We start from the raw sequence: 23,363 nt of genomic DNA, 5'->3' as shown, positions 1-23,363 counted from the left end.
CACTTCGTCAACTGCCTCGGGGTCAAGCCCCGAGGTTTGTCAGTGGACTCCCGCTCTAACTGCGTAATGCAGTAGGCCGAAACCGGCCATTTGCGTTCACCGTCCCTGACTTGAGAGCCAGTTGACTCGTGGCTCGTCCAGCACCAGACTTGAGCCAATGCTGGATAAGACGCCACCCCACGTTCCGAGCAGCGTTGTAATCGCTATGCAGCTCTTTTCCACATTTCAGACACTCAAACTCGTCACCGTCGCGGTTGTCCTCGTGAGTGAATCCACACTCCGAATGGCTGCACCGCTGGGATGTGTACTGTGGCTTCACGTCATCCACGTCGATGCCATGCTCTTCGGCCTTGTATTCGACGTGGCGTTGGAGCTCACGGAACGTCCACTGTTGGAACTTTGATCCGTTCGAGATCCGCTCGCGGATCTGTTTCAGATTCTCGAACGCAATCGCCGTACAGTCGTTCTCTATGGCCTCCCGCACGAGGGCTTTTGAGACACGATGCAGGTAGTCGGCGCTCCACCGAGCGAACCGTGACCCGATGCTTTTGATGGTGAGATGGGCCGAGCGAGTGCCTGTCTGTTGCAGGTTGCCGCGCCGACGTTCATACTCGTCGCGGCGGTGGTTGAGATAGTCTGCGTTTCCAAGGAACGCTCCCGTGCTGGTGACAGCGAGGTAGCCATCCACGTTCAGATCGACACCGAGAACCACTCCGTTCTCGGATGTTTCGTCGCTAGAATCAGGGGCGACTTCTTTCTCCACGGCGACGTGGAGGTAGTACGTGCCATCCCGTTTGTGGAGCGTTGCTTCGCCTTTCTCCCAGTCATCAGTCCAGTAGTCCTCAAACGGCGTTCCTTCCTCGTTGACTGGTGTGACGTATTCGGCAGTCACGCGGTCGTCAACCGTTGCGAGAGAGACGTGGTCGTCGTTGTACGTAATGGTTCGACCGTTGTAGACGACAACTGTGCCTTTGAACTCAGGCTTGCTGGCTTTTTCACCGTCTTCGATGATACGGTCTTTGCAGTTGCCGAGTGCTGTGGCCGCAAGGTTGCGGGCGCTCTGAACAAGACTGGACTGCAGAGAGAGCTTATCACGAACGTCAGAGTACGTTTCGTCGTGGAGTGTATTCTTCGTGTCCGTGATTTCGTAGGGGTTGTCGTTCCATCCGTGGTCAGCGACGTGTTGGGCCGCTTGACGGAACTGCTCGAACGTCTCATCGAGAACACTGTGTTTGTCCTCGGGAACGTCGAGCTTTATCTGGATGTTTCGGACAACACCCATACTTCATAAATGTGGTTAGAGATACTTAAAACTATATAATAGAGATGGGGGAGTCGCGCTGGCTATCAAACGTGGATTGTGTCACGGAGTGTCGGCTTCCTCCTCGGGGTCAAGCCCCGAGGTATCCGCCTTGCTTCTTGATGAATTCGGGAAGGTCCTCGTCTCCGGGCTCCGTATCCTCCAGGTCCCACTCCTCGAGGTCCTCGTTGGTGACGGGTTCGCCACCGCCCTCGTGGAGTTCGATCGCCTCCGCGAGCATCCGAAGCGCCTCAGCTTTCGTGTTCCCGTACGATGCGACACCGCTCTCGAGATCCCTGGCGGTGAAAGAACTGTTCAGTTGAGCCTGCGTATTGACAGAGTCACTCCGAAAATGCGGATTCCAAGGGTGTGCGGTCGAGGCCGACAGTGTCATAGTCCTGCTCGGTCGAAAGAACACACTCCTCGCCGGTTGTGACGAGTCCGGCATGAAGTGCGTCAAATGGTGTGAGCTCGTACTCATCGAGGAACGCTGCGGCGGCCAGAACCGCGTCCTCGTGTTCTTTCGGTACGATCGGAACTAGTTCGAGCAGGTTGGTGACCGCCCGTGGTACGTCGATCTCATACTCGGCAGTCTCACGGTCGTAGAACAGTACCAGCACCTCGGCATATGCAAGTATCGATGTGTGAATGTCATCGCGCTCATCGAGGGCGCGGATTGCGGCCTCCTGAAGCCAGTCATCATCCTTTACCAACGCTGTGAGAAAGTCAGTTTCGACGTACACAGATCACTCCTCACCGGCCTGTGACCGGGCTTCTGCTTCCTCTCGAACCTCTCGAGAGATCGCCTCACGCGCGTCTGTTTTCAGATCGGCGGCTTCTGTCTCGACGAACGCATCGCCAACGGCAGCTCGGAGCCCCGCTATCGGGTCCTCGTCGACGGGAAAGAGAGCGACATGACTCGGGAGTTCGACGATGCGGTACTGGTTACCGAACCTCTCTCGGACGTCTTTTGGGAGGTAAATCCGCCCTCGTTCGTCCGTCGATTTTGACATGGTGTACTATCATGTCGTACGGGAAAATTCAAAAACTTTCCCGTTGTTATACTATATTTCACGTCTACTTTTCCGTCTCTACCTGTACCGACCGTTCTTTTTATCGGCTGCTTGTCCCGTACTGAGCGATTCGTGAGCCCCCTACACCGACCAAATCGAATAGCCTCCGATCTCGCTACCGTCAGTGCCAGATTCGCGCTGTGTATCTCGCACGGTCGCTTCGACATACAGGAATCTAGCAGGACTCTCGTCCTGAATACAGAAGCTCCGTTCTGCAGGATGTTTATATACGAATACGATATAGTATTTTAAATGGCAGACAGAGGTGGCCCCCGGAGCGATGACAATAGGCCAACAGACGCATCCGTCAGCCGAACCGGGGGCAGGTCGCTGATAATCCACGTTGTCACGCGGTCTCTTGGCCTCGGCATCGTCTTGCTCGTCGGGTATCTCACCCGACCGCTGTGGCACGGTCTCGTCTACAGTATCCTGTACTCTCCTGGCATGGCGGTGTTCGGTGGGGGAGCTGTCCTGGCGGCTATCGTTCTGTGGTTCGTCCCACCGTCGTACGTCGAGACAAATACGAACCCTCCGTCAGGGAACGTGTTTGAGAATGCGGAGACGCCCTTCGATGTACTCTTCAGTCTCAAAGGCACACGGGGGCGGAAGATGAGATTTTTCGTCATTATCGTGGTCGTACTAGCTGTTCTGTCGATAGTTATCAGCGTTCCAGCGGGAATGCTCGAACAGCGGACGCTAGCCCAACAGACGATGGCTGATGCGACCGAAGTAGAAGATTTCCCACAGGCAAACCCGGAGAATCCACGGGTTGTTCCCCAAGAAGTGGCAGACATTACGACGCGGGGTTCGGTCTCGTATCGCCAACACAGGCTCGGAACGAGTGACATCGCTCGCACGGAGGACGGGGCACTGGCTTGGTCGTATGCGATCCAGCCCGACGGGTTTCGAAACATGCTCGTCGAGAACCAGCGCGGTGTACTCGTCACGGATATGACGCGCATGGACGACCGGCAGATACTGGTCTACGAAGAGGATTTCACCTACGGCGAGGGGATGTTTCTCCAGCGATCAGCAGACTGGAACCTCAAGAAAACTGACTACCTCACAAAGTACGACGACGACGCCGTCGAGTTCAGCCAGGACGGCCGACCGTACATGTACTATCCGAAAACGAGCCACGAGTGGCACCTGACACCGCTCCCACATACGACGCCGACCTGGGATGGCGGAGCACTGGTCCACCCCGACGGAGACATCGAACATCTCAGTCCCGAGGAAGCGCGGGCTCACCCGATACTCGACGGCCAGCGGCTGTACCCGATAACCGTCACGCGTGCCGAGATGGGATCGCTGGGCTATCGAAACGGTATCATCAATCAACTGCCCGTGGTCGGTGCACACGAAGGGGAAGTCGAAATGGCTCGGCTCCCCCCGGGAGCTGGCAACGCCCAGCCGTTCGTCATCGATCTTGAGGGTGAACGGATGGCGTATGTGACTGCCTTAGAGCCGTACGGGGCAGACACACGTGGGCTTGACGAGGTGTGGTTCGCGGATGCCGAGACGGGCGAGTACACCTTCTTCGGGACCGGCGACGACACGCTGACCGGCCCGGAACGCGCTATGGGCATTGCCCGGTCGGCGGATTCACGAACGAACTGGGGACAGAACTTCGTCGTTATCGAACCAGTTCCCGTCACGATCGACGCCGAGCTGTGGTGGCACATCAAGGTCTCGCCAACTGATTTCACCGACGTGACGCGCAACGTCTTCGTCAACGCCGATACGGGGCGTACGGTCGAAATACGGGACGATGCTGCAGTTAGATCGTTCATCAGTGGGACAGTAACGGAAGACGATCTCGAACCGATCGAGGGTGAGGACGAACGCGATGTTATCTACTACATTATCGTAACCGACGAGGACGGGAACGTGATCGAACGGATTCCCGTCGAACGTGGACAAGAGGCGGTTATCGTCGATCCGAGCGACCAGCGAGCCCAAGACAACAGGACTACTGCAGACGGTTAACTGTCCACGGTCGTACCGCGTCAGACGATTATTTTGGCCGCCCCAAACAATGTATCTAGTCTCTGTGGAAACGTGCGTGCTGCATACGCGCCGCGTATCTTGTACGTTAATCAGTATTAATATTATTAAAAAGTATTGCAGAATTAGTTAGAGACGCTAAGAGGGAGTTCGGAAATGCAAATAACGAGTAGGCATCCGCGCGCACCTCTTCCCAAATACCCAATATCGCCCGTACGAATCACACGCTATGGATACAGCCAGCGACGAGGTGCAGATCGACCACGTGACGATCGCCGGCTCGGATCTCGATCGACTCGAGGCAGCCTTCGAGAGCGTCGGCATCGACCCGGACTACGGCGGCTCTCACGACGGGATGCCGACACACATGTCCATCGTCGGGTTCGACGACACCACCTACATCGAACTCATCGCGAAAGACGAGGTCGGAACTGCCCTCCTCTGGAACGATGCGATAGAGTCGAACGCGGGCCCGTGTGCGTGGGCCGCCCGGTCGGCGGACATCGCCCGGGACGTCTCGCGACTCGAAGCGGCTGGAGTGCCGGTCGACGGGCCGGACGACTACAGCCGCGAGCGGCCCGACGGGCAGCTCTGCCGGTGGAAACTCGCGTTTCTCGGCGAAGGAGAGCCCGGCTCGGTGTTGCCGTTCCTGATCGAAGACGAGACACCGCTCGAACGGCGGGTGCAGCCGACACCCTCCGCCGCGGAAGCCGGGTTCGTCGGGATCGACAGCATGGTGATCGCCGTCGCGGACCTCGAGACGTCGGTGTCGACGTTCCGGACGGCGTTCGAGGGCGCCGATCCCACCTCCCGCTCCGTTTCGACGGGGCCGTTCGCGGGTTCCGTCGCGTCCGTCCCGGACCTCCCGGTCCATCTCGTGGAGCCGACCGCCGGCGGGCCACTCGCGGAGCGTCTCGACACCATCGGGGACAGCCCGTGTGCGTTCGTGCTCGAAGCCTCGTCGCTCGAGACGGTGCGCGAACACGTGGGCGAACTGCAGCGACAGCCTCTGGGGACGGAATCGACGTTCGTGATCGATCCCGAAGCCATCGGCGGGCTGGAATACCTCTGTGTGACTGCATCCGGATGACCTGGCCGGCGGGAGGATCTCACCCGTCCACAGTCGACGGTGAGGCGGTGGGGTCGCCCCCGCGTCGGTTCGCCCACCACCGGTCGACCATCGCGCCGGTGCCCAGAAACAGCACGAGAAACGCGAGCAGGAAGTTCAAAAGCGGGAGGTTGACGACCAGCGCACCCACCACGAGCGCGAGCCAGAGGTTCGCCCGGGCGCCGCGGACCCGCCGGAGCAGGAACGCCCCGACGACGATCGTCCCGACCGTCGCCCCCACGTAGAGGAACGCCAGCCCGCCGAACAGCGGGATCGCAGCGAGCAGCCCCACGGGTTCGGGGAGGCCGACCGCGAGCAGCACCGCGAGAACCACCAAAAGCACGAACAGCGCGGCGACGCCGGCGACGATCGACGCGAAGCCGAGCGCGCCAGCCTGGATCGGCCGGTCGGAGATCCGCTGTTCGATCGCCCGGACGTACGACTCCGCGTAGACGAACTCCGAGACCGCGAGCACGAGGAGGCCGATCACGATCGAGACCGCGACGGAGGCGCCGTAGACGACCAGCCCCAGCACCGCGAGTTCGGCGATTCCGGCGGTCGGGGCGGGTGCGGGTGTGGCGGTTTGTGCGGGCGCAAGGGTGGCAGTCTGTGCGGGCGCAAGGGTGGCGGTTTGTGCGGGAGTGGCAGCGGTCGCGACGGGAACGGTCGCGAGGAGGGCGATCCAGGGCGGAAGCGAGTGGCGGAGGGCCATGAACGAATACGATGGGGGTGGATACAAAAATCCCACTCGTGGCGACTCGAACGAATGTACTGCTACAAAGTGACAGCGAGCGACGCCTCCAGCGTCCGTCTGTCCTCGATCAGTCCGGCCGGGGCATCTCCTCCAGTTCCCGGATCTCCCCCGTGCGTTGCACCCGGTCGTACTGGCGTCGCCACGCCGCCTCCGGGAACAGGTCGTTCCGGTCGAACAGTTCCCGGGCCTCCTCGGTCAGCCGGTAGAACTTGTACGGGTAGCCCCGGATGCGGTTGCCGGGCTCGACGACGAGGTCCTCGAGGACGCCAACGTCCTGGAGGATCCCGAGATGGCGACGGATGGCGTCCGCCTCGAGGCTCGGATTCATGTAGTCGAGTTCCGGAACGCTTGGGGCCCCCTTCGGGTGGCCGACGACGTCGGCGATCAGGGTCGCCCGCGTCTCGTCGGTGGCCTTCTGGAGCGCGGCCCACGAGTCGAACCCGGCAGCGGGGCCGTCTTCGCTGGCGTTCGCGTTCGTCGGAGTCACGACCGAGACTACCGCGGTTCGTCCCTTAAAAGTGGGCGATAAGGTGCCTCGCATCCGGGGGGTTGGGGGGAAATGGCAACAGCTCGCCCAGGTGTGACTGAATTACTCAAATCAATTAAATCATGTGACGATTTTCACGATCCGAGAGCGCCGCCCAATCATCTGGGAACAGGCGCCAAGAATCCGGACCCAGTGTCCCGACCGCGCCAGTGCCGTCGCTGGCGAGCGTGAAAGAATGAAAAGGGGGCCGGCCCGCGAGGGCCGGTGGTTGTGATCCGAGTTGGAGTCGACGTCCAGCGAGGCGAGCGTGTGCTCACCTCACGTCATCGTGGACAGCTTACCGGCGACGGTACGCCAGCATGCCGGCCGCGATGAGCGCGATCAGTGCCGCGATGGCACCGAATCCGGGCGTCTCCTCTTCCTCAGTCGGCGTCGGTTCCTCGGTCGGCTCCTCCGTAGGCTCCTCCGTAGGCTCCTCGGTAGGCTCCTCAGTGGGCTCCTCCGTGGGTTCCTCGGTCGGAGTCGGCGTGTCTTCCGCTTCGACAGTCAGCGTTGCCGTCTGGCTGTCGTCGTCGGTGTAGATGCCGTGCTCGTAGTCACCGGCGTCGAGGTCGGGCGTCGCGGTGAACTCGACGGTGGTGTCCTCGTCAGCGTCGAGGGTTACCTCTTCGCTGTCGACGACGTCACCTTCGAGCTGCCATTCGACTTCCTGGGTCGCTTCCTCGTCGCCAGTGTTGGTGATCGTCGCGGAGACGGTCACCTCGTCACCGACGTCGATCTCGGCCGGTGCGTCGAGGTCAGAGACCTCGAAGAAGGCCGGGTCGACGTCTTCTTCGACGACCGTGCCGTCAACCGAGGGGTTCGGGGAAATCCCGGCCTGGCGGACGGTGACCGTGTACTCGTCACCGACGTTCTGGTCGCTGAAGTCGAATTCAGCCGACCAGGTGCCGTCAGCGGTGACGCGGACCTCCTCAGCCGTCTTGATGAACGACGGGGACGTGCCGCTTGCCGAGCGCACGCGGATGTTCACTTCCGTACCGGGGGCGACGTTAGACGTGCCCTCGATCAGCTGATCCTCGTCAGCCGTCACGTTGTACGGATCCTGGTCGAATTCGAACTCGCGCTCTTCAACGGCGAAGTCCGCGAAGACAGCCTGGTAGTACTGGTTGCGGAGTTCGGTGGCGGTAAGTTCGTCGCGGTCGTCCTCGTCAATGTCGAGGAGCCGCTCGTCCTGCACGCGGAACCGTGCGTCGTACTCCTCACCGTCTTCAGCAGTGTCACCAGTCTGAGCCTCTGCCTGGTCGAGGTCATAGATGAGGAACAGCGTGTCGCCGTCCTCGCTCTCGATGACCTCAGTGTTGGCGTCAAGGACGTTCAGCACCTTGCGCGGTTCGTTCGGATCCGTCGTGTCTGCCGTCTGGCGGACACGGAGGTTCAGGGCGGCATCGTCACCGACACCAGCCTCATTGCCCTCATCAGTAAGCGCCTCAAGTGCCGTGACTAGGTCGTCGTCCTCAGATGCGAGAAGTCCGGACAGACCCGATGCCTGGATTTCGTGAATGACGGAGTCACCTTCAGCGACAGTGTCCGTCATTGTCACGTCTCCGTCGTCAATTGCGTCTTCGAGGTCGTCGATGTCTTCGAGATCACCGGCAACGCTCTCGGAGGCCGTCCAGATAGTCTGGTCGAGCGTCTCGCGATCCTCGATCACGAGCGTCCCGAGAGTGTCCGGATTCTCCAGCGTCTCAGCTGCGGCATCCGACAAGTCATCCCCGTCGTACGCTTTCACGGAGATGTCATAGTCACCCTGATCAAGGATCGGGGAGCCGTCCAGTTCGGTCTGCTCGAAGTCGGTGATGTCACCATCGCCATCAACCGTAACTACATCATCCTGAGTTGCACTTTCCATCCCAGCTGTGTAGGTGTTGAAGTGGAGATGGATTTCGTCCTCTCCGTCGGAGTCAACGGAGATGTTAGCCTGATACCCGACATCGTCTTCATCGCCGATCACGACGGTACCGGTCTCGGCAATGCCGTCGAAGGTGACGGTGATGTTTGCAATGTCACCCTGGTTTTCGGTGATAATCTGCTCGTCGAGGCCCAGTTCGCCTTCATCGGCCTCAACGACAGTGATCGAATCCGAATCAGCAGCCGTGGTGTCTTCGACTTCGAAGTCGAAGTCGTAGTCACCAGCGTCAACACTGGTGAAGTTGAGGTCGTACACGCCGTCAGTCACATCAACGAGCAGGACCTCGTCGTCGTCGTCAGTGTATTCGACATCGTCGAAGTCACCTTCTTCGTTAAAGATATCGTATAATTCGTCCTCGTCGAGGTCACCGTCAGCGCTCGCGACGATACTGTAGGTGCCACGGTTCGAGTCGAACTCGATTTCAGTGATGGCACCAGGACCGTCGTTATCTACTTCTTCCTCATCGAAGTCAGCGTCGAGGCGCTGAGTGGCAATCTCAAACAGGAAAGACTCACTTTCACTTTCACTTTCGATCTCGACCCACTGATTTGTGCTAACAGCAATCCCGTACTCTCCACTGGCGAGATCACCAGTGTCGATCACATAATGACCATCGTCATCGACAGTAAATTGCTCTTCAAGTGATCCGGGATTGCCAACGTTGTCGGAATCGACCTGACGAATCTCGTATTCCCCGGCAGTTGGGTTCTCGAAGTCCTCTTCGTCTATAAGGACTTGCTGACCCTGCCAAACGAGGGCATCCACTTGCGACAGTTGATAATCGGCACCTTTCTCATCCAATACGTCGTCATTGACCGCCGCGGCGGAGCCGGCAAAGCCGGCGCCACCGATGGCGAGCATGGAGACGACCATGATCGCTGCCAGGAACACTGCGCGTCCCTTTTCGCGATATGTAGTTTCTCTTGTCATGTGTTGTGTTGTTGTTGTACTTCCGGCGTCAGTCACTTTCTCCCGGTCTCGACCGTCCGGCCGTCCTCACCCGCCGTCGTCGTCGTCGCCGACATCCGGACTCGACCTGGGATACTCGGTACTGCCACCATGGGTAGGGGTACGGTCATAACAACTGCCGCTTGTATTAAATGCTTTGTGGTGACGCGTCAGGCGCGCCAACCGTTGACACACCCGATTTCGGGCGGTAGCGCGCTTCTCGCGGATTAATGGGTGCATAAATACTTTCTGCCACCGGAGACGCGGTGCGATTGCGGTCCCGGGGGCGTCGCCGGTCCGGGCGTGGGTCGCTGTCGACGTGCTCCCGTCCGGGGCTTTTCGGGGTTTGGCTGTGGGCGGGGATGGGTCGATTCCCGGGGTGTGTAGGCTCGATCGAGCGTCTGACGACAGTCTGACAACGGGGTGGTTCCACTGCGGGTTTATAAGGGCCATGTGGCGGGTTTCGTGAGGGAAACGGGTGTTTCTTCCCGGTTTCGGCCCGGCGACGCAGTTCTTCGGACTGATCGTTGGAGGTTCAGAGTCCGGACCGGGGAGAGAGTCGGATCATGTTCGGGGACCGCCCCTGATCAATCTGGGCTTCAACGGACAACTGCAACACGTCGGCCTCATCGCCTGGCATACCGACGGTCCTCGTCGAGTTCGGCGTCGGTGTCGTGGCGGTCGATCTCCCGCGCCATCAGCAATCGAGGGCGTGTCGCAGGGGAGATAGTCAACTACCCCACCCTACTGCGCTCGGGCAGATGAACTGCCACTCGCTTGTTGAGGGTGGGACTTGTCGGTGGACACCCACTCATGCTCGGCAAAACTGCCGTCTGGTGAGAGTGTCCCCGACACCAAGGCCAGTTGACTCGTGGCCTGCCCGGACGAACACGTGCGGCTCGCCGGGCTGGATAGCTCCTCACAGAGATACCGGAATCCGATGTTCTTGGCCGCATTGTAATCCGAATTTACTGTATACCCACACTCAACGCACTCGAAGTGCTTGTCGTCCCGATTGTCTTCGTCCACACACTCACAATCTGTGCGGCTACAGCCCTGACTCGTGTACTCGGGGGTCGTTGTATCCACAGTCACACCGTATCCTTCCAGCTTGTATTCGGTGTACGTGCGGACTTTTTTGAACAGCCAGTGCTGGAACTTGGGCAGATTCGAGATGCGCTTGCGAATCCGCGTCAACTCCTCGAAGGCGACGTGGGTGGCACGAACCCGGAGGGCTTCCTGTTTGATGGCATTGGCAACATGGTGGGCGTACTGGTCGTAGTATCGCCACTCCGTGCCGCGCCGCTGTTGAAACCGGAGATGGGCACTTCGCGTTCCTGTTTGCTGAAGTTCGCCGCGTAACTGTTCTTGCTCAAAACGGTAGGCGTTGAGTGCATCGGCGTTGCCGTAGAACTGGCCAGTCGACGTCACCGCTGTTGCCCCATCGACGTTCAAGTCCACGCCGAGTACACGATGAGTGTCCTCATGCGTGTCTGAACTTGAATTGTCCGTCGTGGGTGCATACACTGGGTCATCTCCGAACTGGCGTTGCATCACCGCGTGGAGCCAGAACCGCTCGCCGTCAAAGACGAGTTTGCTCGTGGAAAACGACCACCGTCTGTCCAGGATATACTCACCGTACGGCGTTCCCTCGATTTCTGCTGGCAGTTCGTATCTACAGGTCACAGTGCCGTTGAGCGTCGAGAACGTCGCTTCGTACCGACCGTAGGTGGCGGCTCGTTTGTCGTAGGTCATCGTGTAGCCAGCCCGCTCACGGTCGTAAAAATCAGGTTTGCTGAGACGGTCGCCGTTCTCCCAGCTGGTCTTGCACGAGGAGATCGCGCTGGTTGCGTCTTTGATGGCTTTCTGGACGAGATTCGAGTGGAGTTGTTCGTTGGTCTCGTCTCGAAGCCGGTCGTAGAGTGCGTTTTCGGCATCCTGCTTGCTGGTTTGCAGATCGGCTGGCTGTTTCGGTGTGTCTGGCCAGCAGTGTTCGACAGCTTCCTGCTGGCAGTAGACATACGGCAAGATAGTCTGGTGGAAGTCGGATTGTGATTCTGATGGAATTTTGAGAGGAATCACAACAGTTCGGTTCGCTTCCACCATACACAATATGTCGGATTTTAAAATTGTAAAGGTTACGGTTGGGACGTCAGATCTGGCTGTGTGTGTCGGTTTGTCCAGATTGTTGTCGGCTTCCTCCCCACCCCTACTCGCTTGTGCTTCTTCCGATTGACGATCGGAACCCCTGCGCTCGTTGAGGATGGGGCCTCCGTCTTGAATTGGGTGAATATCAGTGGTTCTCTCCGTTGTGTGGTTCGGTATTTAAGTAATCAAATCAGCCAATGCAGTGGTTAGGTATATAAGTTTTCGAGGTAACCAACGTATCATGGCACTATTGGAGCAGCCGGATCGGGAACGCGGGTTCAACAAGGAGCGGATCATCCGCGTCCTGTTGAATCACACAGGAGACGATTTGACGAAGTACCGGTTAGCACAGTTGTCGGGGGCGTCTGAGCCGTGGACGCGGCAGTACACTGAAAAGCTTGAAGAGCAGGGGTTGGTCGAGGGGACTGAGGTCGTGGCACCAGTGGAGCTGTACCAGGCGTGGTTGGATCAGCGGATCGAGCCGAATCAATTGGAGGTATCTCTCCAGCAGCCGATGGATCTGCTAGCAGGGACTGACTTGCAGTACGCGTTAACGACATACCAGGCAGAGAATCTGAATCAGGGCTTTCTCTTCACCTCGACCACTGACTTCTACATTGCTCCAAAGGAGATCAATATGTGGCTTACAGTCGTCGAGGAGAACGGATTGCTGGGCGGTGGAAACACTCGTATCAGAGTTCTTGACGACCACGTCTTCTACAATCAGCAGGCGGTCGATGGCTTCTCGACTGTGTCTATCCCGCAACTCATTCTGGATTTGCTTGCGGAGGGCGGACCGTGTGAGGAAGCGGCGAAGAAACTCATCGACTCGTATCATGGTGACCAACAGTGGTGAGACAGTACTACGTACCGCAGGTCACGGAGCTCTCCGAACAAGAGCTCCAGGCAGTGTTTGAAGCAGCCCACCCGCCGGTTTGTCTGCTCGGCGGGTGGGCAGTCCATCTCCACGTCACCCCCGGGTTTTCCTCAGAGCACGGCCGCGAGTACATTGGGTCACGAGACATCGATATCGGCGTCCATGTCGATGCGAGTTGGATTGGTGAGGACTTCCCGGAAATGCCGGTTGGAGACTCTATCTCAGCAATCGAAGAGTTGGGGTATACGAAGAGTCGGTTCGGCTTCGTCCAGAACTTCCTCCGCGACAGTCAGGAACGAATCACCGAAGCTGAAGCCAGCGAACACAGCTTGCATGAGGTGTTCCAAGTCTACGTCGATGTCATCCCCGACACTACAGAGCTAGATACATTCCGAGACGTGTTCGGGTTCAAACCGCCAGCGGAACCACTCCTGGCACCGGTGTTCAAACAGAACAAAGGTGAGCAGCTGGCGGAGTATGTGTCGTGGTCGCCCCCTGCCGACAAACTGATTGCCCCACCGGAATTGCTGGCTGCGATGAAAATCCGGTCGCTTCCGGACCGAGATAAGAGTCATAAGCGAGTGAAGGATGTCGCTGACCTCCATGCTCTTCTCTGGTACGTCACAGACTACACGGAGATGAAGACCGGCACACTGGAATACGTCTCTAACTCCGACGTTGAGCAATTTGCAAACGCGGTAGACGACACCGTATTCGAAGACGCAGCTACACTCCTCCAAATCGAACCGCAACTCATCAGCGGATCCATTATCCGGTTACTCCGGTAACACATTCACACCGAAGATCACGAGATCTGTGGAACTCGAGTTTCATGGCGCAGCAGCGGCCGTGTCGCCAGCCTCCGGATCGAACGGAAGGGTGATGACGAGTTCGTCGAACCAGACGACCGGGCGCTTGCGCGGGCCGTCCTCCTCGAAGAAGACGATGCCCAGCTGGGCGAGCCGATCGAGTTCCCCGTGGACGTTCTTCACGTCCCGGTCGACGACCCGTGCGGTCTCGTTGATGCTGGATGGCTCCTCCCGACGGATGGCTTCGATGAGATCGAGGACGCGCGGCGTCAGCGTCTTCATGAGGTCGTCGTAGCTAGTAAACGAGAGCGTCGGCGTGGTATCCCCCGCGTCGTCCCGTTCGAGCGCCTCGATGCCGTCGGTGACGTCGTCGTGGAACTCACTGGACGACTTCACGGTCACGACCAGGGTCGATTCGGCCCGAAGCTGTTCGCGCTCCATCGGGTGCAGCGGCGGCGTGGTGTCGTTCATGGGTATCACCGTGGTGTGATGGCCTCACTCGACCTCGAACTCGGATTTCGGGATCTCGTCCAGAACCGTTCCCAGAGTTCGACCATCCCGGGAACCGTGATGGTGTCCGGGTCGGGATCCGGTGCGACGTGCAGTTCGTGCCCGTTGGTGTCTTCGTGCGAATTGTCATAGCGACGAATCGTCCCATCGTCGAGCGTGCGAGGTGGGTCCGGCTCCGTCGCCCGTAGTGGAGCTTGTAGGCCCATCCAGACGGGTACGCGTCACGGTCCGTCCGCATACAGAACACGCGTATGACAGTTCCGTCGGGGTACTTCCTCCCTTCGCTCACGCCATCGCGGTCGTCCTCGGTCAGCGAAGCCATCCTCACCATTGGTACACAGACCAATAGAATAAGTCTATTGGTGGGCAAACCAATAGCGTCGTTCCCGATCAAGGGAGGATCGGTCCGGAACGGCCTCGATAGCCGACAGGATTCCGGTCGCGATATCGGAGGCGGACAACCGATGATTCTCGACGAGATGGTTGGCTCTCGATGGGGCAAAAACACGGGGGACGAGACGACCGGAACGCATCCCGGTGGACGAAGCCGTATCTGTCGAACCAAAGTAGTAACGCGTGATGGAAGGGATCGTTCGAACCGACGACGTGCTCGGCGGTGAGCCCCGCCTCGACGGACGGCGGATCTCGGTGCGCCAGATCGTCGAGCTGGTCGCCGACGTGGGCATGTCCCCCGCCGAGATGGCCGCGGTGCGGGACCGACACCGGAATGCGATGGACCGAGTCGCCGAGGGGGCGATCGATCCCCCCGAAACGGTCTCTCCGTGAGTCTGTCGTTTCTCGCCGACGAAATTCACTGTTCCTCACTCTCTTCCCACTCCGGACGCGGTGTCGGGGACGGGAGTTCCTCAACCACAGTTCGAAGTTCGTCCTCTGTCGTCCACGGGAAGCACCGATCGTGGAGTTCGAATTTGCGGAATTTGTTGAGATGGACCCAGCTGTACGTTGCTGGCTCTTCGCCCTCATCTGCCCGGTCGTCGATCACATCCCACACCTCCTGTTCGTCGATGTCGAGACCGCTCTCCTGTGCGCGATCAATGAGCGACTCGACGTTTGCTTGGACTTCATCCGCCGACAAATCGTCTGCGAACGCGATCTCGAGAGCGGCCTGAATGACGTGCTGTTTCGAGTCAAGGTTCGCGTCAGTCACCCACGCGTAATCACGCGGGAACACGTACGACTTTCCGAAATACGGGGGGTCATCGATCTCGCCCAACTCGGGCGCCTCCCCACCACTCTCCTTCTCGAAGACGCCGACGATGTAGTCGCTGTATGTCGCAAGCAACGAAAACGTGATATCGAACGTATTGAGCCGGTCAGTCGGGAGTTCGAGGAGATCACCCATGATGAACGGATAGGCACCGAGCTGCTTCGTGAGTTCGTTTTGGACGGCGCGAAGCCGGCGGAGATAGGGGTCGCGATAGCTCCCCAGGATGAAATACGATGTCCGCTGACTCCAGAGATACGGCAGTTCACGCCGGGTGAACCGCCATATTTCCCGTTTCTCTGCAGGGTCAAGTTCGATGCCCCCGACGGCCTCGTGAACAACGGCCATAATCTCTCCAGCTTTCGGCGGCGAGCCTGGGTCGGTCATTAGCTGCCGATTCAAACCACACCACCTTATCCCTTCTGAACCACTTTGGTTTTTTCTTATTTAACCAACTTGGACAACCCTAACTGTTATAGCGCCCTCCCTCGTACCAGCACGTATGAGCGAAACCGACACTGGCGCGGCCGATGCAGGGCCGTTCGCGGAACAGCAGCGGCTGTTCAAGCTGCTGTCCCAGGATACGCGCCATCTCATCATCCAGGAGCTGCTGGGCCACCCCGCCCATCTGATGTCGCTCGCCGAACTCGAGTATATGACTGGGAAGAGTCAGGCGGCCATCAAAGACCAGTTGGAGACGCTGATCGACGCCGGACTCCTCGCACGCTACACGTACGACCCAAGTGAGGGAAAGCGTGATCTCCCCTCCCAGTTCTACGGATTCACGGAGCGGGGCATCGAGGTCCTCCACGACTACAAGTATCTCCGTGGACTTCCGGTCGCACGCGCTCTCTACGAAAACACGCGCAAAACTGAAAAAATCGAGCGCCACGAATCGGCACCCCGTCCGAAGCTTCCGGATGCCGTCGCGGACGCACTCGAGTTCGACGAGCCCGATCTCGACGCCGTCGATGGTGGTACACCCCGATAGTTCGTCGTCGAACCGCCGGATCTTTTCTTCCCGCACGCGAGGTCGATGTATGACACGGACACCGACTGCACTCGTCATCGGCGGCACGCGCTTCATCGGACGCCACACGGTCACGGAGTTCCGCGAGGCCGGCTACGAGGTGTACATGCTCAACCGCGGAAACCACGAGAACCCGTTTGCCGACGCCGATGACGTCACCCACGTCCGGGGCGATCGAACCGACCGGGACGCCCTCCGGGACGCCAGGGACGCCGCCGACCCGGACGTCGTCGTCGACTGCGTCGCCTACTACCCCGCCGACGTCGAGGCGGCCGTCGAGGTCTTCGCGGACGTCGACGGCTACGTCTACATCTCCTCGGGGTCCGCCTACGGGCGCGAAGAGATCCCGAAACGTGAGGGCGAGACGCCGCTGTGTCCCTGCAGCGACGAACAGGCCACCGACGGGTCGGCCGAGACGTACGGCAACCGAAAGGCCGAGGGCGACCGGATCGTCTTCGAGGCCGCAAACCGGGGGGTCAACGCGATGTCGGTCCGGCCCTGTATCGTCTACGGCCCGTACGACTACACCGAACGGCTCGACTTCTGGCTCGACCGCGTGGCCACCCACGACCGGGTGTTGCTCCCGGGCGACGGCGACAACGTCTGGCACCGGGCCTACGTCGAGGACGTCGCCCGCGCGCTCCGGCTCGTCGCCGAACGTGGCGAACCCGGCGAGGCGTACAACGTCGGCGACCGCCGGCTGGTCACCCTCCGGGAGATGGTCGAACTGATTGCCGACGTCATGGACCGGGAAATCGAGATCGTCGCCGCCGACGGCCGCGAACTCGCCGCCGGCGACCTCGAGCCCGACGACTACGTGCTCTACCGGGAGTACCCCCACGTGCTCGACACCTGCAAGCTGGCGGCCCTGGGCTGGGAGTCGACGCCGCTCCGGGAGGCGATGGAACGCACCGTCGAGGAGCATCTCGAATCCGACCGAGACGGCAGCGAACACGATCCCGGTCGCGATGCCGAAGAACGCGTGCTGGGCGTGCTGGAGACGATGTGATCGGTGGTTGATTTCGGTGGACGGGTTTCGTTATAAGAAGCGGGTCATCGAATGGGTCCCGCATCCTTTGTGTCATACTCGATGAGATGGTAAGTATAGGGGACTCACGTACTGATCTGTCCTTCATTTACTCACTACCTTTCAAAAACGCTGTGTAAGATACAGAGCGCGGTTATAGTGGTAAGGAATATATATGTTTAAGAGTGAATTTCCCGATGTGAGTAAAGACGTTCAGGACCTCTCTCGGCGGCAGTTGCTCGACGCATCCATGGCTGTCGGACTCGCAGGGATGCTCGCGGGTTGTTCGACGGAGGAGGACCAGGAGAACGGAACGGAAACCGCCGAGCCGACCTCCGAAGAAGATGGCGATGAAACCGAAGAACAACGGCACGAAGAACCTGCCGACCCCCCGGCCGCCGTGGCAGACGGATTCAATCTCGATGCCGCCCGTGATGCGACAGCCGAGGCGATTCACGGTGTGCCGTTCGAAGTGTTCGGCCACGTAACCGAGTTTACCGATCCGGACGCTGCGGACGTGTCTGCCAGTCAGGCCAAACTCGGCGTCGGCGACAGCGACGAGGAAACGGCACGGCACGTCAGAGGGAGTCACAACGACACCGCGATCACGGACAACCCCCTCGATGCTGATCGACACACAGAGCGTTTCTACCGAGACGGGGAAGTCGTTCGACGCCGCGTCAGTGACGAGGCGGATTACGATCGGGGAACCGCCCAGTACAGCGATTTCGCCGATCGCGTCGAGCGTGATCTCGACTACTACTACGAGCTGGGGACGTATTTCGAGTTCGCAGAACCGGAGTGGAGTCCCGAACGAGGTCTCTACGTCGTGGAAGGTGTCGGATTCGAAGACGAGGAGCAAGAGGAGGCGATCGACATCGAACAGTGTGCAGTCTACGTCAATCCCAACGGGGTCGTCGTCGGTATTGCTACCGAGCTTGTAGTTGAGGACGAGGAGTCGATCCGAACAGACGTCGAGGGTGAAACGGACCCCGGCATCGACGTCGAGGAACCGGCCTGGATGGACGAGGTGGACGCGGCCCTGCCTCTGTGGACCGTCCGGGTCGGTGAGCGCCCGACCACCACCGTTCACGACGAGGCAGTCATCGTCTCGAGCGACGAGGTCGTGGCCGTCGACCGAGATGACGGATCACAGCGGTGGAACGTATCCGTCGAGTGGGAGGACGACAGGTTGACGAACCGGGCAACCCACACCGTCGAGGGAGAGGTCGTCTTCGTGGGGACGAACGAGGACGACGTGTTCGCACTCGACCGGGAGGACGGCTCCATGCGCTGGTCCAACACGGTCGACACGCGTCTGCCACAGCCGACGGTGGTCGACGACATCGTCGTTTTCGCTGGCCTTGACGGGGTATACGCATTTCACGCTGAAGACGGATCGGCGGCGTGGACGTGGGGCACAGACCAGTCCGTCACTAGACGAATGTTCCACGAGGGGACGCTCTTCGTCGGCGACACCGAAGGTATCGTGACCGCAATCGATGTGACGACTGGGTCGGAACGCTGGCAGGCTACCCCCCCGACCCGGAGCTGGGTAGCGCCGTCGGTGGTCTCAGAGGGTCAACTCTACGCGGGTGCCTTCGAGGGTACCGTCTACGGGTTCGATGCAGAGAACGGGTCCATCGAGTGGCAATACTCGACTGACGACACGACCGTGTCCGTCACGCACGGAGACGGAACGGTGTACGTGGGAGACCGCTCCGGCATGGTGTACGCCCTAGATGACAGTGACGGAGCGGAACAGTGGACTTTCGATACAGGTGATACCGCCCGTCCCCATCCCCGCGGCGGCAGCATCTACGTCGGGTCACACGACGGTTCGATGTACCGATTATCCGCCGAGGATGGCGACGTGCACTGGACGTTCGAAACCGACGGCTGGGTCGAACGGCCCGCAATTACTGACAACAGCGTCTACGTGGGCAGCCGGGATGGGAACCTCTACGCCATCGAGGCAGACACCGGCGAGGAGCGGTGGCAGAGAGAGCTACGATTCTGGGCTCGCCACCGACCGACAGTCCGCGATGGTGTCGTGTATGCGACGGACTTCGGTCGGGGCGGTGGCATCGTCTACGCCTTCGATACCCACCCGAGTAGGAGGTGACGACCAGCTGCTCGACCACCGGCGCCGGTAGACCTTCGCGGACAACCGGAAAGCCGTCGCCGACGTCATTCATGTGATCCCAACACCTACACGCAGCGCGAGACACTACACCCAGAGTGAGGTCACGGGCCAAGAGTAAGTCGGTAACGAAGGACCGTGAGTGCTCCGCTGTCGTCGACGGTTACGACTCCATCGAGAGACTTGAACCACGGTCGCCGTCCTCGGTGCGCACACTCGCGTGGACGCTCGGTCCCGTCGGCGCTGTGAGTGCCGTTCTCCCGAGCGTCGACCGATCACAGCATCGAGTCTTCGGCGGTCATCTCGGTGACTTCGGCTTCGAGCCACTCGCGGAACCACTTCACCCGCTTGAGGCGCTGGTGTGACATCGATCGGGCGGTGTCCGACTCGAGGCGGGCGGTGTGTTCCCGGCCGCGCTCGAGCACGCGCTCGACCATCGTCGCTGCGTCCATGTGTGACCGGGCCTCGTAGCCCATCCGCAACAGCATCAGGGCGGTGCCGTTGGCGCCCACCTTGTCGAGGATGTCTGCCTCGATGAGACACTGCGTCTCGAGAGACACGTCCGACAGCGGACCCTGGTAGGAGTGCTCCTCGACGGCCTGACAGACCGATTCCACGAACGACTCGGGGAACTCGCCGTGGGCAGTGAGGTACTCCCGGGCGACGCGGGCCCCCTCCTCGGCGTGTTCGTCCTGGTCGGCCTCCAGTTTGGAGATGTCGTGAAACAGCGCCGCCACGCGAACGGTGTCGACGTCGGCGCCCTCCTTGCTGGCGATTGTGGCGCCCAGTTCGACCACGTTCAGGATGTGGTTGAACCGGTATTCGGCGGAGTGCCAGGGGTACCACCGCATCCGACCGCCGTCGTCCTCGCTTTCGACGCTTGCGGTGAGATAATCGCGGACGAACCGCTTCATCCGCGCGAACTCCTCCTCGGAGACCCCTGACTCCTTTATTTCGACGCCCACAGTATCACCTCCCGAGATGGCGAGACGTTTTCGTTCATTACCGACATGAAAGCGTGTTTCGTTCTTAGTCGTTACGACCCACCTTTTTTTGCGTCGGGTGTGCTCCCTCCGGTCGCACACCACTCCTTAAAAAAGCTGGACCAAAAAAGCCGATGGCTCGGGCCTTCGGCCCTCGCCATCGGTTCGATACGGGCCGTCTTACACCGCTTCGGCCCTCGCCATCGGTTCGATACGGGCCGTCTTACACCGCTTCGGCCCTCGCCATCGGTTCGATACGGGCCGTCTTACACCGCTTCGGCCCTCGCCATCGGTTCGATACGGGTCGTCTTGCACCGTTTGGGCCCTCGCCATCGGTGTGACACTTCGACTCGTCGCTCTCCCCCTCCTTTTTAAGGTGTTCGTCGCTTCGTTCCGAGCCTTGTTATCTCATCCGCCGTCGCGACGCCGCACCCGGATCGATCGGGCCACTTCCTCCGGTAGCGACTGCTCGCCCTGATCCGTCCGGACCGTAACCATCCCGAACGGGGCGACGTCGACGACCGTCAGCTCGGTTCCGGGTTTGATCCCGGCCTCGGCGAGATACGAAAGCTCCTCGTCGTTCCTGTCGCTGACGCGACTCACGACGCCCGTCTCACCCATCTCGAGCTCCGAGAGGCTCACCGACTCGTCGTCGGGGACGGGTTCGAGGTCGACGCCGGGGATCGGATCGCCGTGCGGATCGACCGTGGGCTCGTCGAGCAGCTCCGCCACCCGGCGCTCGAACTCCTCGGAGATGTGATGCTCCAGCCGGTCGGCCTCGTCGTGCACGTCGCTCCAGTCGTAATCGAGGTGTTCGGTGAGGTACGTCTCCAGCAACCGGTGGTGACGGATCACCTCCAGCGCGACCGTCCGGCCCTCGTCGGTCAGCTCCACCCCCTTGTACTTCTCCCGCTCGACCAGCCCCCGCTCTGCCAGCTTCTCGAGCATGCTCGTCACCGTCGGGGGCGTCTTGTCGAGATGCTCAGCGATCGCGGAGGTCGACACCGGCGCACCCTCCTCCCGCTCGAGAACGTAGATCGCCTTGAGATAGTCCTCCATCACGTCGCTGAGCATCATCGTTTTCGGCCGTTCGTACGGCTGCCTCCCCAAATAGCTACGGGGTTTTTCGTGCTCCGTACCCGTCGCTTCCCCCGAGCGTTTAAGTGCGAAACCGGGACCACGCCGTCCCATGTTCGAACTCCCGATCGACGCCTGGTACGTTTGGATCGGCGTGGCCGCCGCGAGCGTCGTCGTCTTCGGCCTCGCGTCGACGTTTCCGACCGCGCCGCCGCCGGACGCTTCCGGCGTCGCCGAAACCGTCGACGAGGTCGCCGCCGGATCCACCCCCGCCAGCGCCACCCACGCCGTCGAGGCCGACCGGATCGCCGTCCATCCGAACGGTCTCCGGTTGGCCGGGGAGGGTGGAGAAGCGACCGCGGCGTTCGCGTTCGGGCCGGTCACACCCGCACTGGAGGGACCCCTCCGGAGCGTTCTCGGGGGACAGCCGCCGTCGGACGCCTTCGAGAGCCCGGAGGCGTTCCAGCAGGCGGCGATCGACGCTGGCGCGGGATCGGACGCCGGTGTCGAAGTCGGCCTCGGGATCGGCGCAGACGCAGACGAACTGAATTGGCACGCGACCGACGGTACGGTCCGCGTCCGACAGGTCCACTGGGAGCCCGTCCGTGTCACACTCGTCGGCTGACTGCCCGCTTCCGGCGGCCGGCCGGGAACGCGATCGTTCGGCACTCTCCAGTCGTGCACAGGCCTCGCCCGTCCCCGCACTCGTCGCGCTGCTGGCCGTGATCGCCGGGGTCGCGGTTTACGCCGGCGTCGTCGCCGACGTGGCTGCCGTCGCCGGGGACGACCGGACCGGAAGCGACCGGACGGCCGAAACCACCCTCGACACCCTTCGATCGGCCGCCAGCGACGGCGACGTAGTCGATCCCGAGCGACTCCAGGACGCCGCCACCGACGGCGACGTGATGCCGACCGGGTTCGAGTCGAACGTGACCCTCGCTGTCGCCGGTGACGTAGGCTGGACCGTCGGGCCGGCCCCACCCGACCGCCCCGTCCATCGGGCGGATCGGACGGTCGCCGTCCGGATCGGGCCGGGCGAAATCAGGCGTGGGACCCTCCGGGTGCGGGTGTGGCAATGACCAGCACCGCGATCGACGCGGGGGTGTTCCTCCTGCTGGTGAGCGCGAGCGTGCTGGCGCTCGGTTCCGCGATGGAACCGACCGGTCCGTTCGCGTCGTCCCCCGCGGCCGGAGCCGGCGCCGACGTGCTCGCCACCACCGCGACGGTGGCGTTCGATCCCCGGACCCCCGACGGCGAAACCGGGACGGCCCCGGCAGACGAGCGTCGGGTGCACGGCTCGCTCCGGGAGCTGATCGCGAGGGGAACCGTCGCGGGCGCCGGGGTCGACGGCAACGCCCTCGATCCGGACGGCGTTGCGTTCCGCCGGGCGGTCGAACGCGAACTCGACGCCCGCCTGGACGGGCGCACGCAGGTGATCGCCAGCTGGGAACCCGTCGACGGAAGCGAGTTCCGCGGGAAGTTGCGTGCCGGGCGGACGCCGCCGACGGATGCGGCCGTCCACGCGACCGTCGTGTCGGTTCCGACGCCGTTCCATCCGGCAGACGTGGATGACCCCGACGACGTCCGGTCGTTCGCGTCGGCGTTCGTCGACGACCGGTTCCCGGTCGAGTCGCTGCGTGCCTCCCTCCGGGGCGACGACGCGGCGGCTGCCCATGCGGAGCTCCGGTACCGACAGGCGGCGACCCTGACGCTCGGCGACAACACTGCACTCGAAGGTGCAACGCCCGCGGAGGCGAACGCGGCGATCGCAGGCGGGCTCGCAGGGAGGCTCACAGACGGTCCGAACACGACAACTCGGTCGTCGACGCGATCGAACGGTACCGACCGGGACGGTGCGTCAGTCCGGATCGTCGTCCGGCGGTGGTAG

At 61.0% G+C, this 23,363-nt stretch carries 23 protein-coding genes and 1 pseudogene; 11 read left to right on the top strand and 13 right to left on the bottom strand.

All coding sequences use genetic code 11. The features are described 5' to 3' along the window. Positions 1 to 55 precede the first annotated feature (55 nt). From RH858_RS09755 to RH858_RS09740, 4 genes are all read right to left on the bottom strand, one after another. Entirely contained in the window at positions 56 to 1,282 is a 1,227-nt protein-coding gene (locus RH858_RS09755; protein WP_310561712.1) for a transposase, read from the bottom strand. 109 nt (positions 1,283 to 1,391) lie between these two features. Further along, the gene (locus RH858_RS09750; RefSeq protein WP_310561715.1) at positions 1,392 to 1,619 is read right to left on the bottom strand and encodes a hypothetical protein; all 228 of its coding nucleotides are present in this window, start codon (positions 1,617 to 1,619) and stop codon (positions 1,392 to 1,394) included. Positions 1,620 to 1,641: 22 nt separating this feature from the next. Next, on the bottom strand, positions 1,642 to 2,043 hold the full coding sequence (locus tag RH858_RS09745; RefSeq protein WP_310561711.1) for a PIN domain-containing protein: 402 nt from the start codon (positions 2,041 to 2,043) through the stop codon (positions 1,642 to 1,644). Positions 2,044 to 2,046: 3 nt separating this feature from the next. Further along, positions 2,047 to 2,313 carry an AbrB/MazE/SpoVT family DNA-binding domain-containing protein gene (locus RH858_RS09740; protein WP_209486781.1) on the bottom strand — a complete coding sequence of 89 codons (267 nt, stop codon included), beginning with the start codon at positions 2,311 to 2,313 and terminating at the stop codon, positions 2,047 to 2,049. A 771-nt stretch (positions 2,314 to 3,084) separates the two neighbouring features. Between RH858_RS09740 and RH858_RS09735 the strand changes: the two genes are divergently transcribed. Both RH858_RS09735 and RH858_RS09730 read left to right on the top strand, forming a co-directional pair. Continuing rightward, complete coding sequence (locus RH858_RS09735) at positions 3,085 to 4,362, top strand: hypothetical protein (RefSeq protein ID WP_310561710.1); 1,278 nt, start codon at positions 3,085 to 3,087, stop codon at positions 4,360 to 4,362. A 247-nt stretch (positions 4,363 to 4,609) separates the two neighbouring features. Continuing rightward, a complete protein-coding gene (locus tag RH858_RS09730) occupies positions 4,610 to 5,470 on the top strand; it encodes a VOC family protein (RefSeq protein ID WP_310561709.1) in 861 nt (286 codons plus the stop codon). Positions 5,471 to 5,489: 19 nt separating this feature from the next. Here the strand turns inward: RH858_RS09730 and RH858_RS09725 are convergent, their stop codons facing one another. The 4 genes from RH858_RS09725 to RH858_RS09710 all read right to left on the bottom strand — a co-directional run bounded on the left by RH858_RS09725 (position 5,490) and on the right by RH858_RS09710 (position 11,752). Next, a complete protein-coding gene (locus RH858_RS09725; protein ID WP_310561708.1) occupies positions 5,490 to 6,200 on the bottom strand; it encodes a hypothetical protein in 711 nt (236 codons plus the stop codon). Between the two features lie 109 nt (positions 6,201 to 6,309). Continuing rightward, positions 6,310 to 6,729 (bottom strand): ArsR family transcriptional regulator, encoded by a 420-nt coding sequence (locus RH858_RS09720; RefSeq protein WP_310561707.1) that lies wholly within the window; start codon positions 6,727 to 6,729, stop codon positions 6,310 to 6,312. Between the two features lie 337 nt (positions 6,730 to 7,066). Continuing rightward, positions 7,067 to 9,628, bottom strand: a complete 2,562-nt coding sequence (locus RH858_RS09715) for a BGTF surface domain-containing protein (protein ID WP_310561706.1) — start codon at positions 9,626 to 9,628, stop codon at positions 7,067 to 7,069. Positions 9,629 to 10,390: 762 nt separating this feature from the next. Further along, entirely contained in the window at positions 10,391 to 11,752 is a 1,362-nt protein-coding gene (locus RH858_RS09710) for a transposase (protein WP_310561705.1), read from the bottom strand. Between the two features lie 283 nt (positions 11,753 to 12,035). Here RH858_RS09710 and RH858_RS09705 point away from each other — a divergent pair, with 283 nt between their 5' ends. Both RH858_RS09705 and RH858_RS09700 read left to right on the top strand, forming a co-directional pair. Next, entirely contained in the window at positions 12,036 to 12,650 is a 615-nt protein-coding gene (locus RH858_RS09705) for a hypothetical protein (protein ID WP_310561704.1), read from the top strand. Continuing rightward, positions 12,647 to 13,459 carry a nucleotidyl transferase AbiEii/AbiGii toxin family protein gene (locus tag RH858_RS09700; RefSeq protein WP_310561703.1) on the top strand — a complete coding sequence of 271 codons (813 nt, stop codon included), beginning with the start codon at positions 12,647 to 12,649 and terminating at the stop codon, positions 13,457 to 13,459. The genes RH858_RS09705 and RH858_RS09700 overlap by 4 nt, the downstream gene beginning before the upstream one ends. A gap of 42 nt (positions 13,460 to 13,501) precedes the next feature. On the opposite strand, the gene RH858_RS09695 is transcribed toward RH858_RS09700, so the two are convergent. Next, positions 13,502 to 13,951: a hypothetical protein gene (locus tag RH858_RS09695; RefSeq protein ID WP_259534914.1), complete on the bottom strand. Its 450-nt coding sequence runs from the start codon at positions 13,949 to 13,951 to the stop codon at positions 13,502 to 13,504. 24 nt (positions 13,952 to 13,975) lie between these two features. After that, positions 13,976 to 14,312: pseudogene (locus tag RH858_RS09690) on the bottom strand (DUF6516 family protein). Between the two features lie 257 nt (positions 14,313 to 14,569). On the opposite strand from RH858_RS09690, the gene RH858_RS09685 reads away from it, so the two are divergent. Continuing rightward, positions 14,570 to 14,776, top strand: coding sequence for a DUF433 domain-containing protein (locus RH858_RS09685; protein ID WP_310561702.1), 207 nt, complete (start codon positions 14,570 to 14,572; stop codon positions 14,774 to 14,776). A 25-nt stretch (positions 14,777 to 14,801) separates the two neighbouring features. On the opposite strand, the gene RH858_RS09680 is transcribed toward RH858_RS09685, so the two are convergent. Continuing rightward, complete coding sequence (locus RH858_RS09680; protein ID WP_310561701.1) at positions 14,802 to 15,602, bottom strand: hypothetical protein; 801 nt, start codon at positions 15,600 to 15,602, stop codon at positions 14,802 to 14,804. Positions 15,603 to 15,717: 115 nt separating this feature from the next. Here RH858_RS09680 and RH858_RS09675 point away from each other — a divergent pair, with 115 nt between their 5' ends. The 3 genes from RH858_RS09675 (at position 15,718) to RH858_RS09665 (ending at position 19,397) form a co-directional block, all read left to right on the top strand. Next, positions 15,718 to 16,206 carry an ArsR family transcriptional regulator gene (locus tag RH858_RS09675; RefSeq protein WP_310561700.1) on the top strand — a complete coding sequence of 163 codons (489 nt, stop codon included), beginning with the start codon at positions 15,718 to 15,720 and terminating at the stop codon, positions 16,204 to 16,206. Between the two features lie 49 nt (positions 16,207 to 16,255). Beyond that, positions 16,256 to 17,254 carry an NAD-dependent epimerase/dehydratase family protein gene (locus RH858_RS09670; RefSeq protein WP_310561699.1) on the top strand — a complete coding sequence of 333 codons (999 nt, stop codon included), beginning with the start codon at positions 16,256 to 16,258 and terminating at the stop codon, positions 17,252 to 17,254. 217 nt (positions 17,255 to 17,471) lie between these two features. Next, the gene (locus RH858_RS09665) at positions 17,472 to 19,397 is read left to right on the top strand and encodes a PQQ-binding-like beta-propeller repeat protein (RefSeq protein ID WP_310561698.1); all 1,926 of its coding nucleotides are present in this window, start codon (positions 17,472 to 17,474) and stop codon (positions 19,395 to 19,397) included. A 293-nt stretch (positions 19,398 to 19,690) separates the two neighbouring features. Here RH858_RS09665 and RH858_RS09660 read toward each other — a convergent pair whose 3' ends face one another. Together RH858_RS09660 and RH858_RS09655 are read right to left on the bottom strand one after the other, a co-directional pair. Then, positions 19,691 to 20,380 carry an HD domain-containing protein gene (locus RH858_RS09660; protein WP_310561697.1) on the bottom strand — a complete coding sequence of 230 codons (690 nt, stop codon included), beginning with the start codon at positions 20,378 to 20,380 and terminating at the stop codon, positions 19,691 to 19,693. Between the two features lie 426 nt (positions 20,381 to 20,806). Beyond that, positions 20,807 to 21,472, bottom strand: coding sequence for a metal-dependent transcriptional regulator (locus RH858_RS09655; RefSeq protein ID WP_310561714.1), 666 nt, complete (start codon positions 21,470 to 21,472; stop codon positions 20,807 to 20,809). 115 nt (positions 21,473 to 21,587) lie between these two features. On the opposite strand from RH858_RS09655, the gene RH858_RS09650 reads away from it, so the two are divergent. The 3 genes from RH858_RS09650 to RH858_RS09640 are packed head-to-tail and all read left to right on the top strand — an operon-like array spanning position 21,588 to position 23,363. Next, positions 21,588 to 22,100: a hypothetical protein gene (locus RH858_RS09650; RefSeq protein WP_310561696.1), complete on the top strand. Its 513-nt coding sequence runs from the start codon at positions 21,588 to 21,590 to the stop codon at positions 22,098 to 22,100. Beyond that, positions 22,081 to 22,554 (top strand): hypothetical protein, encoded by a 474-nt coding sequence (locus RH858_RS09645; RefSeq protein WP_310561695.1) that lies wholly within the window; start codon positions 22,081 to 22,083, stop codon positions 22,552 to 22,554. Before RH858_RS09650 ends, RH858_RS09645 begins: the two co-directional genes overlap by 20 nt. Continuing rightward, positions 22,551 to 23,363: a hypothetical protein gene (locus RH858_RS09640; protein ID WP_310561694.1), complete on the top strand. Its 813-nt coding sequence runs from the start codon at positions 22,551 to 22,553 to the stop codon at positions 23,361 to 23,363. The genes RH858_RS09645 and RH858_RS09640 overlap by 4 nt, the downstream gene beginning before the upstream one ends.

It is taken from the genome of Halalkaliarchaeum sp. AArc-GB (assembly GCF_031432225.1).
Lineage (GTDB): Archaea > Halobacteriota > Halobacteria > Halobacteriales > Haloferacaceae > Halalkaliarchaeum.
Note: the sequence above shows the minus strand (reverse complement) of the source record. Positions and strands in the feature narration are given on the sequence as shown.

Bases quoted from the DNA above. Each gene is read 5' to 3' on its own strand.
- RH858_RS09680 (WP_310561701.1), bottom strand. From the start codon at position 15,602: ATGACCGACCCAGGCTCGCCGCCGAAAGCTGGAGAGATTATGGCCGTT.
- RH858_RS09695 (WP_259534914.1), bottom strand. From the start codon at position 13,951: ATGAACGACACCACGCCGCCGCTGCACCCGATGGAGCGCGAACAGCTT.
- RH858_RS09685 (WP_310561702.1), top strand. From the start codon at position 14,570: ATGGAAGGGATCGTTCGAACCGACGACGTGCTCGGCGGTGAGCCCCGC.
- RH858_RS09740 (WP_209486781.1), bottom strand. From the start codon at position 2,313: ATGTCAAAATCGACGGACGAACGAGGGCGGATTTACCTCCCAAAAGAC.
- RH858_RS09675 (WP_310561700.1), top strand. From the start codon at position 15,718: ATGAGCGAAACCGACACTGGCGCGGCCGATGCAGGGCCGTTCGCGGAA.
- RH858_RS09725 (WP_310561708.1), bottom strand. From the start codon at position 6,200: ATGGCCCTCCGCCACTCGCTTCCGCCCTGGATCGCCCTCCTCGCGACC.
- RH858_RS09730 (WP_310561709.1), top strand. From the start codon at position 4,610: ATGGATACAGCCAGCGACGAGGTGCAGATCGACCACGTGACGATCGCC.
- RH858_RS09670 (WP_310561699.1), top strand. From the start codon at position 16,256: ATGACACGGACACCGACTGCACTCGTCATCGGCGGCACGCGCTTCATC.
- RH858_RS09705 (WP_310561704.1), top strand. From the start codon at position 12,036: ATGGCACTATTGGAGCAGCCGGATCGGGAACGCGGGTTCAACAAGGAG.
- RH858_RS09710 (WP_310561705.1), bottom strand. From the start codon at position 11,752: ATGGTGGAAGCGAACCGAACTGTTGTGATTCCTCTCAAAATTCCATCA.
- RH858_RS09640 (WP_310561694.1), top strand. From the start codon at position 22,551: ATGACCAGCACCGCGATCGACGCGGGGGTGTTCCTCCTGCTGGTGAGC.
- RH858_RS09650 (WP_310561696.1), top strand. From the start codon at position 21,588: ATGTTCGAACTCCCGATCGACGCCTGGTACGTTTGGATCGGCGTGGCC.
- RH858_RS09735 (WP_310561710.1), top strand. From the start codon at position 3,085: ATGGCTGATGCGACCGAAGTAGAAGATTTCCCACAGGCAAACCCGGAG.
- RH858_RS09715 (WP_310561706.1), bottom strand. From the start codon at position 9,628: ATGACAAGAGAAACTACATATCGCGAAAAGGGACGCGCAGTGTTCCTG.
- RH858_RS09755 (WP_310561712.1), bottom strand. From the start codon at position 1,282: ATGGGTGTTGTCCGAAACATCCAGATAAAGCTCGACGTTCCCGAGGAC.
- RH858_RS09655 (WP_310561714.1), bottom strand. From the start codon at position 21,472: ATGCTCAGCGACGTGATGGAGGACTATCTCAAGGCGATCTACGTTCTC.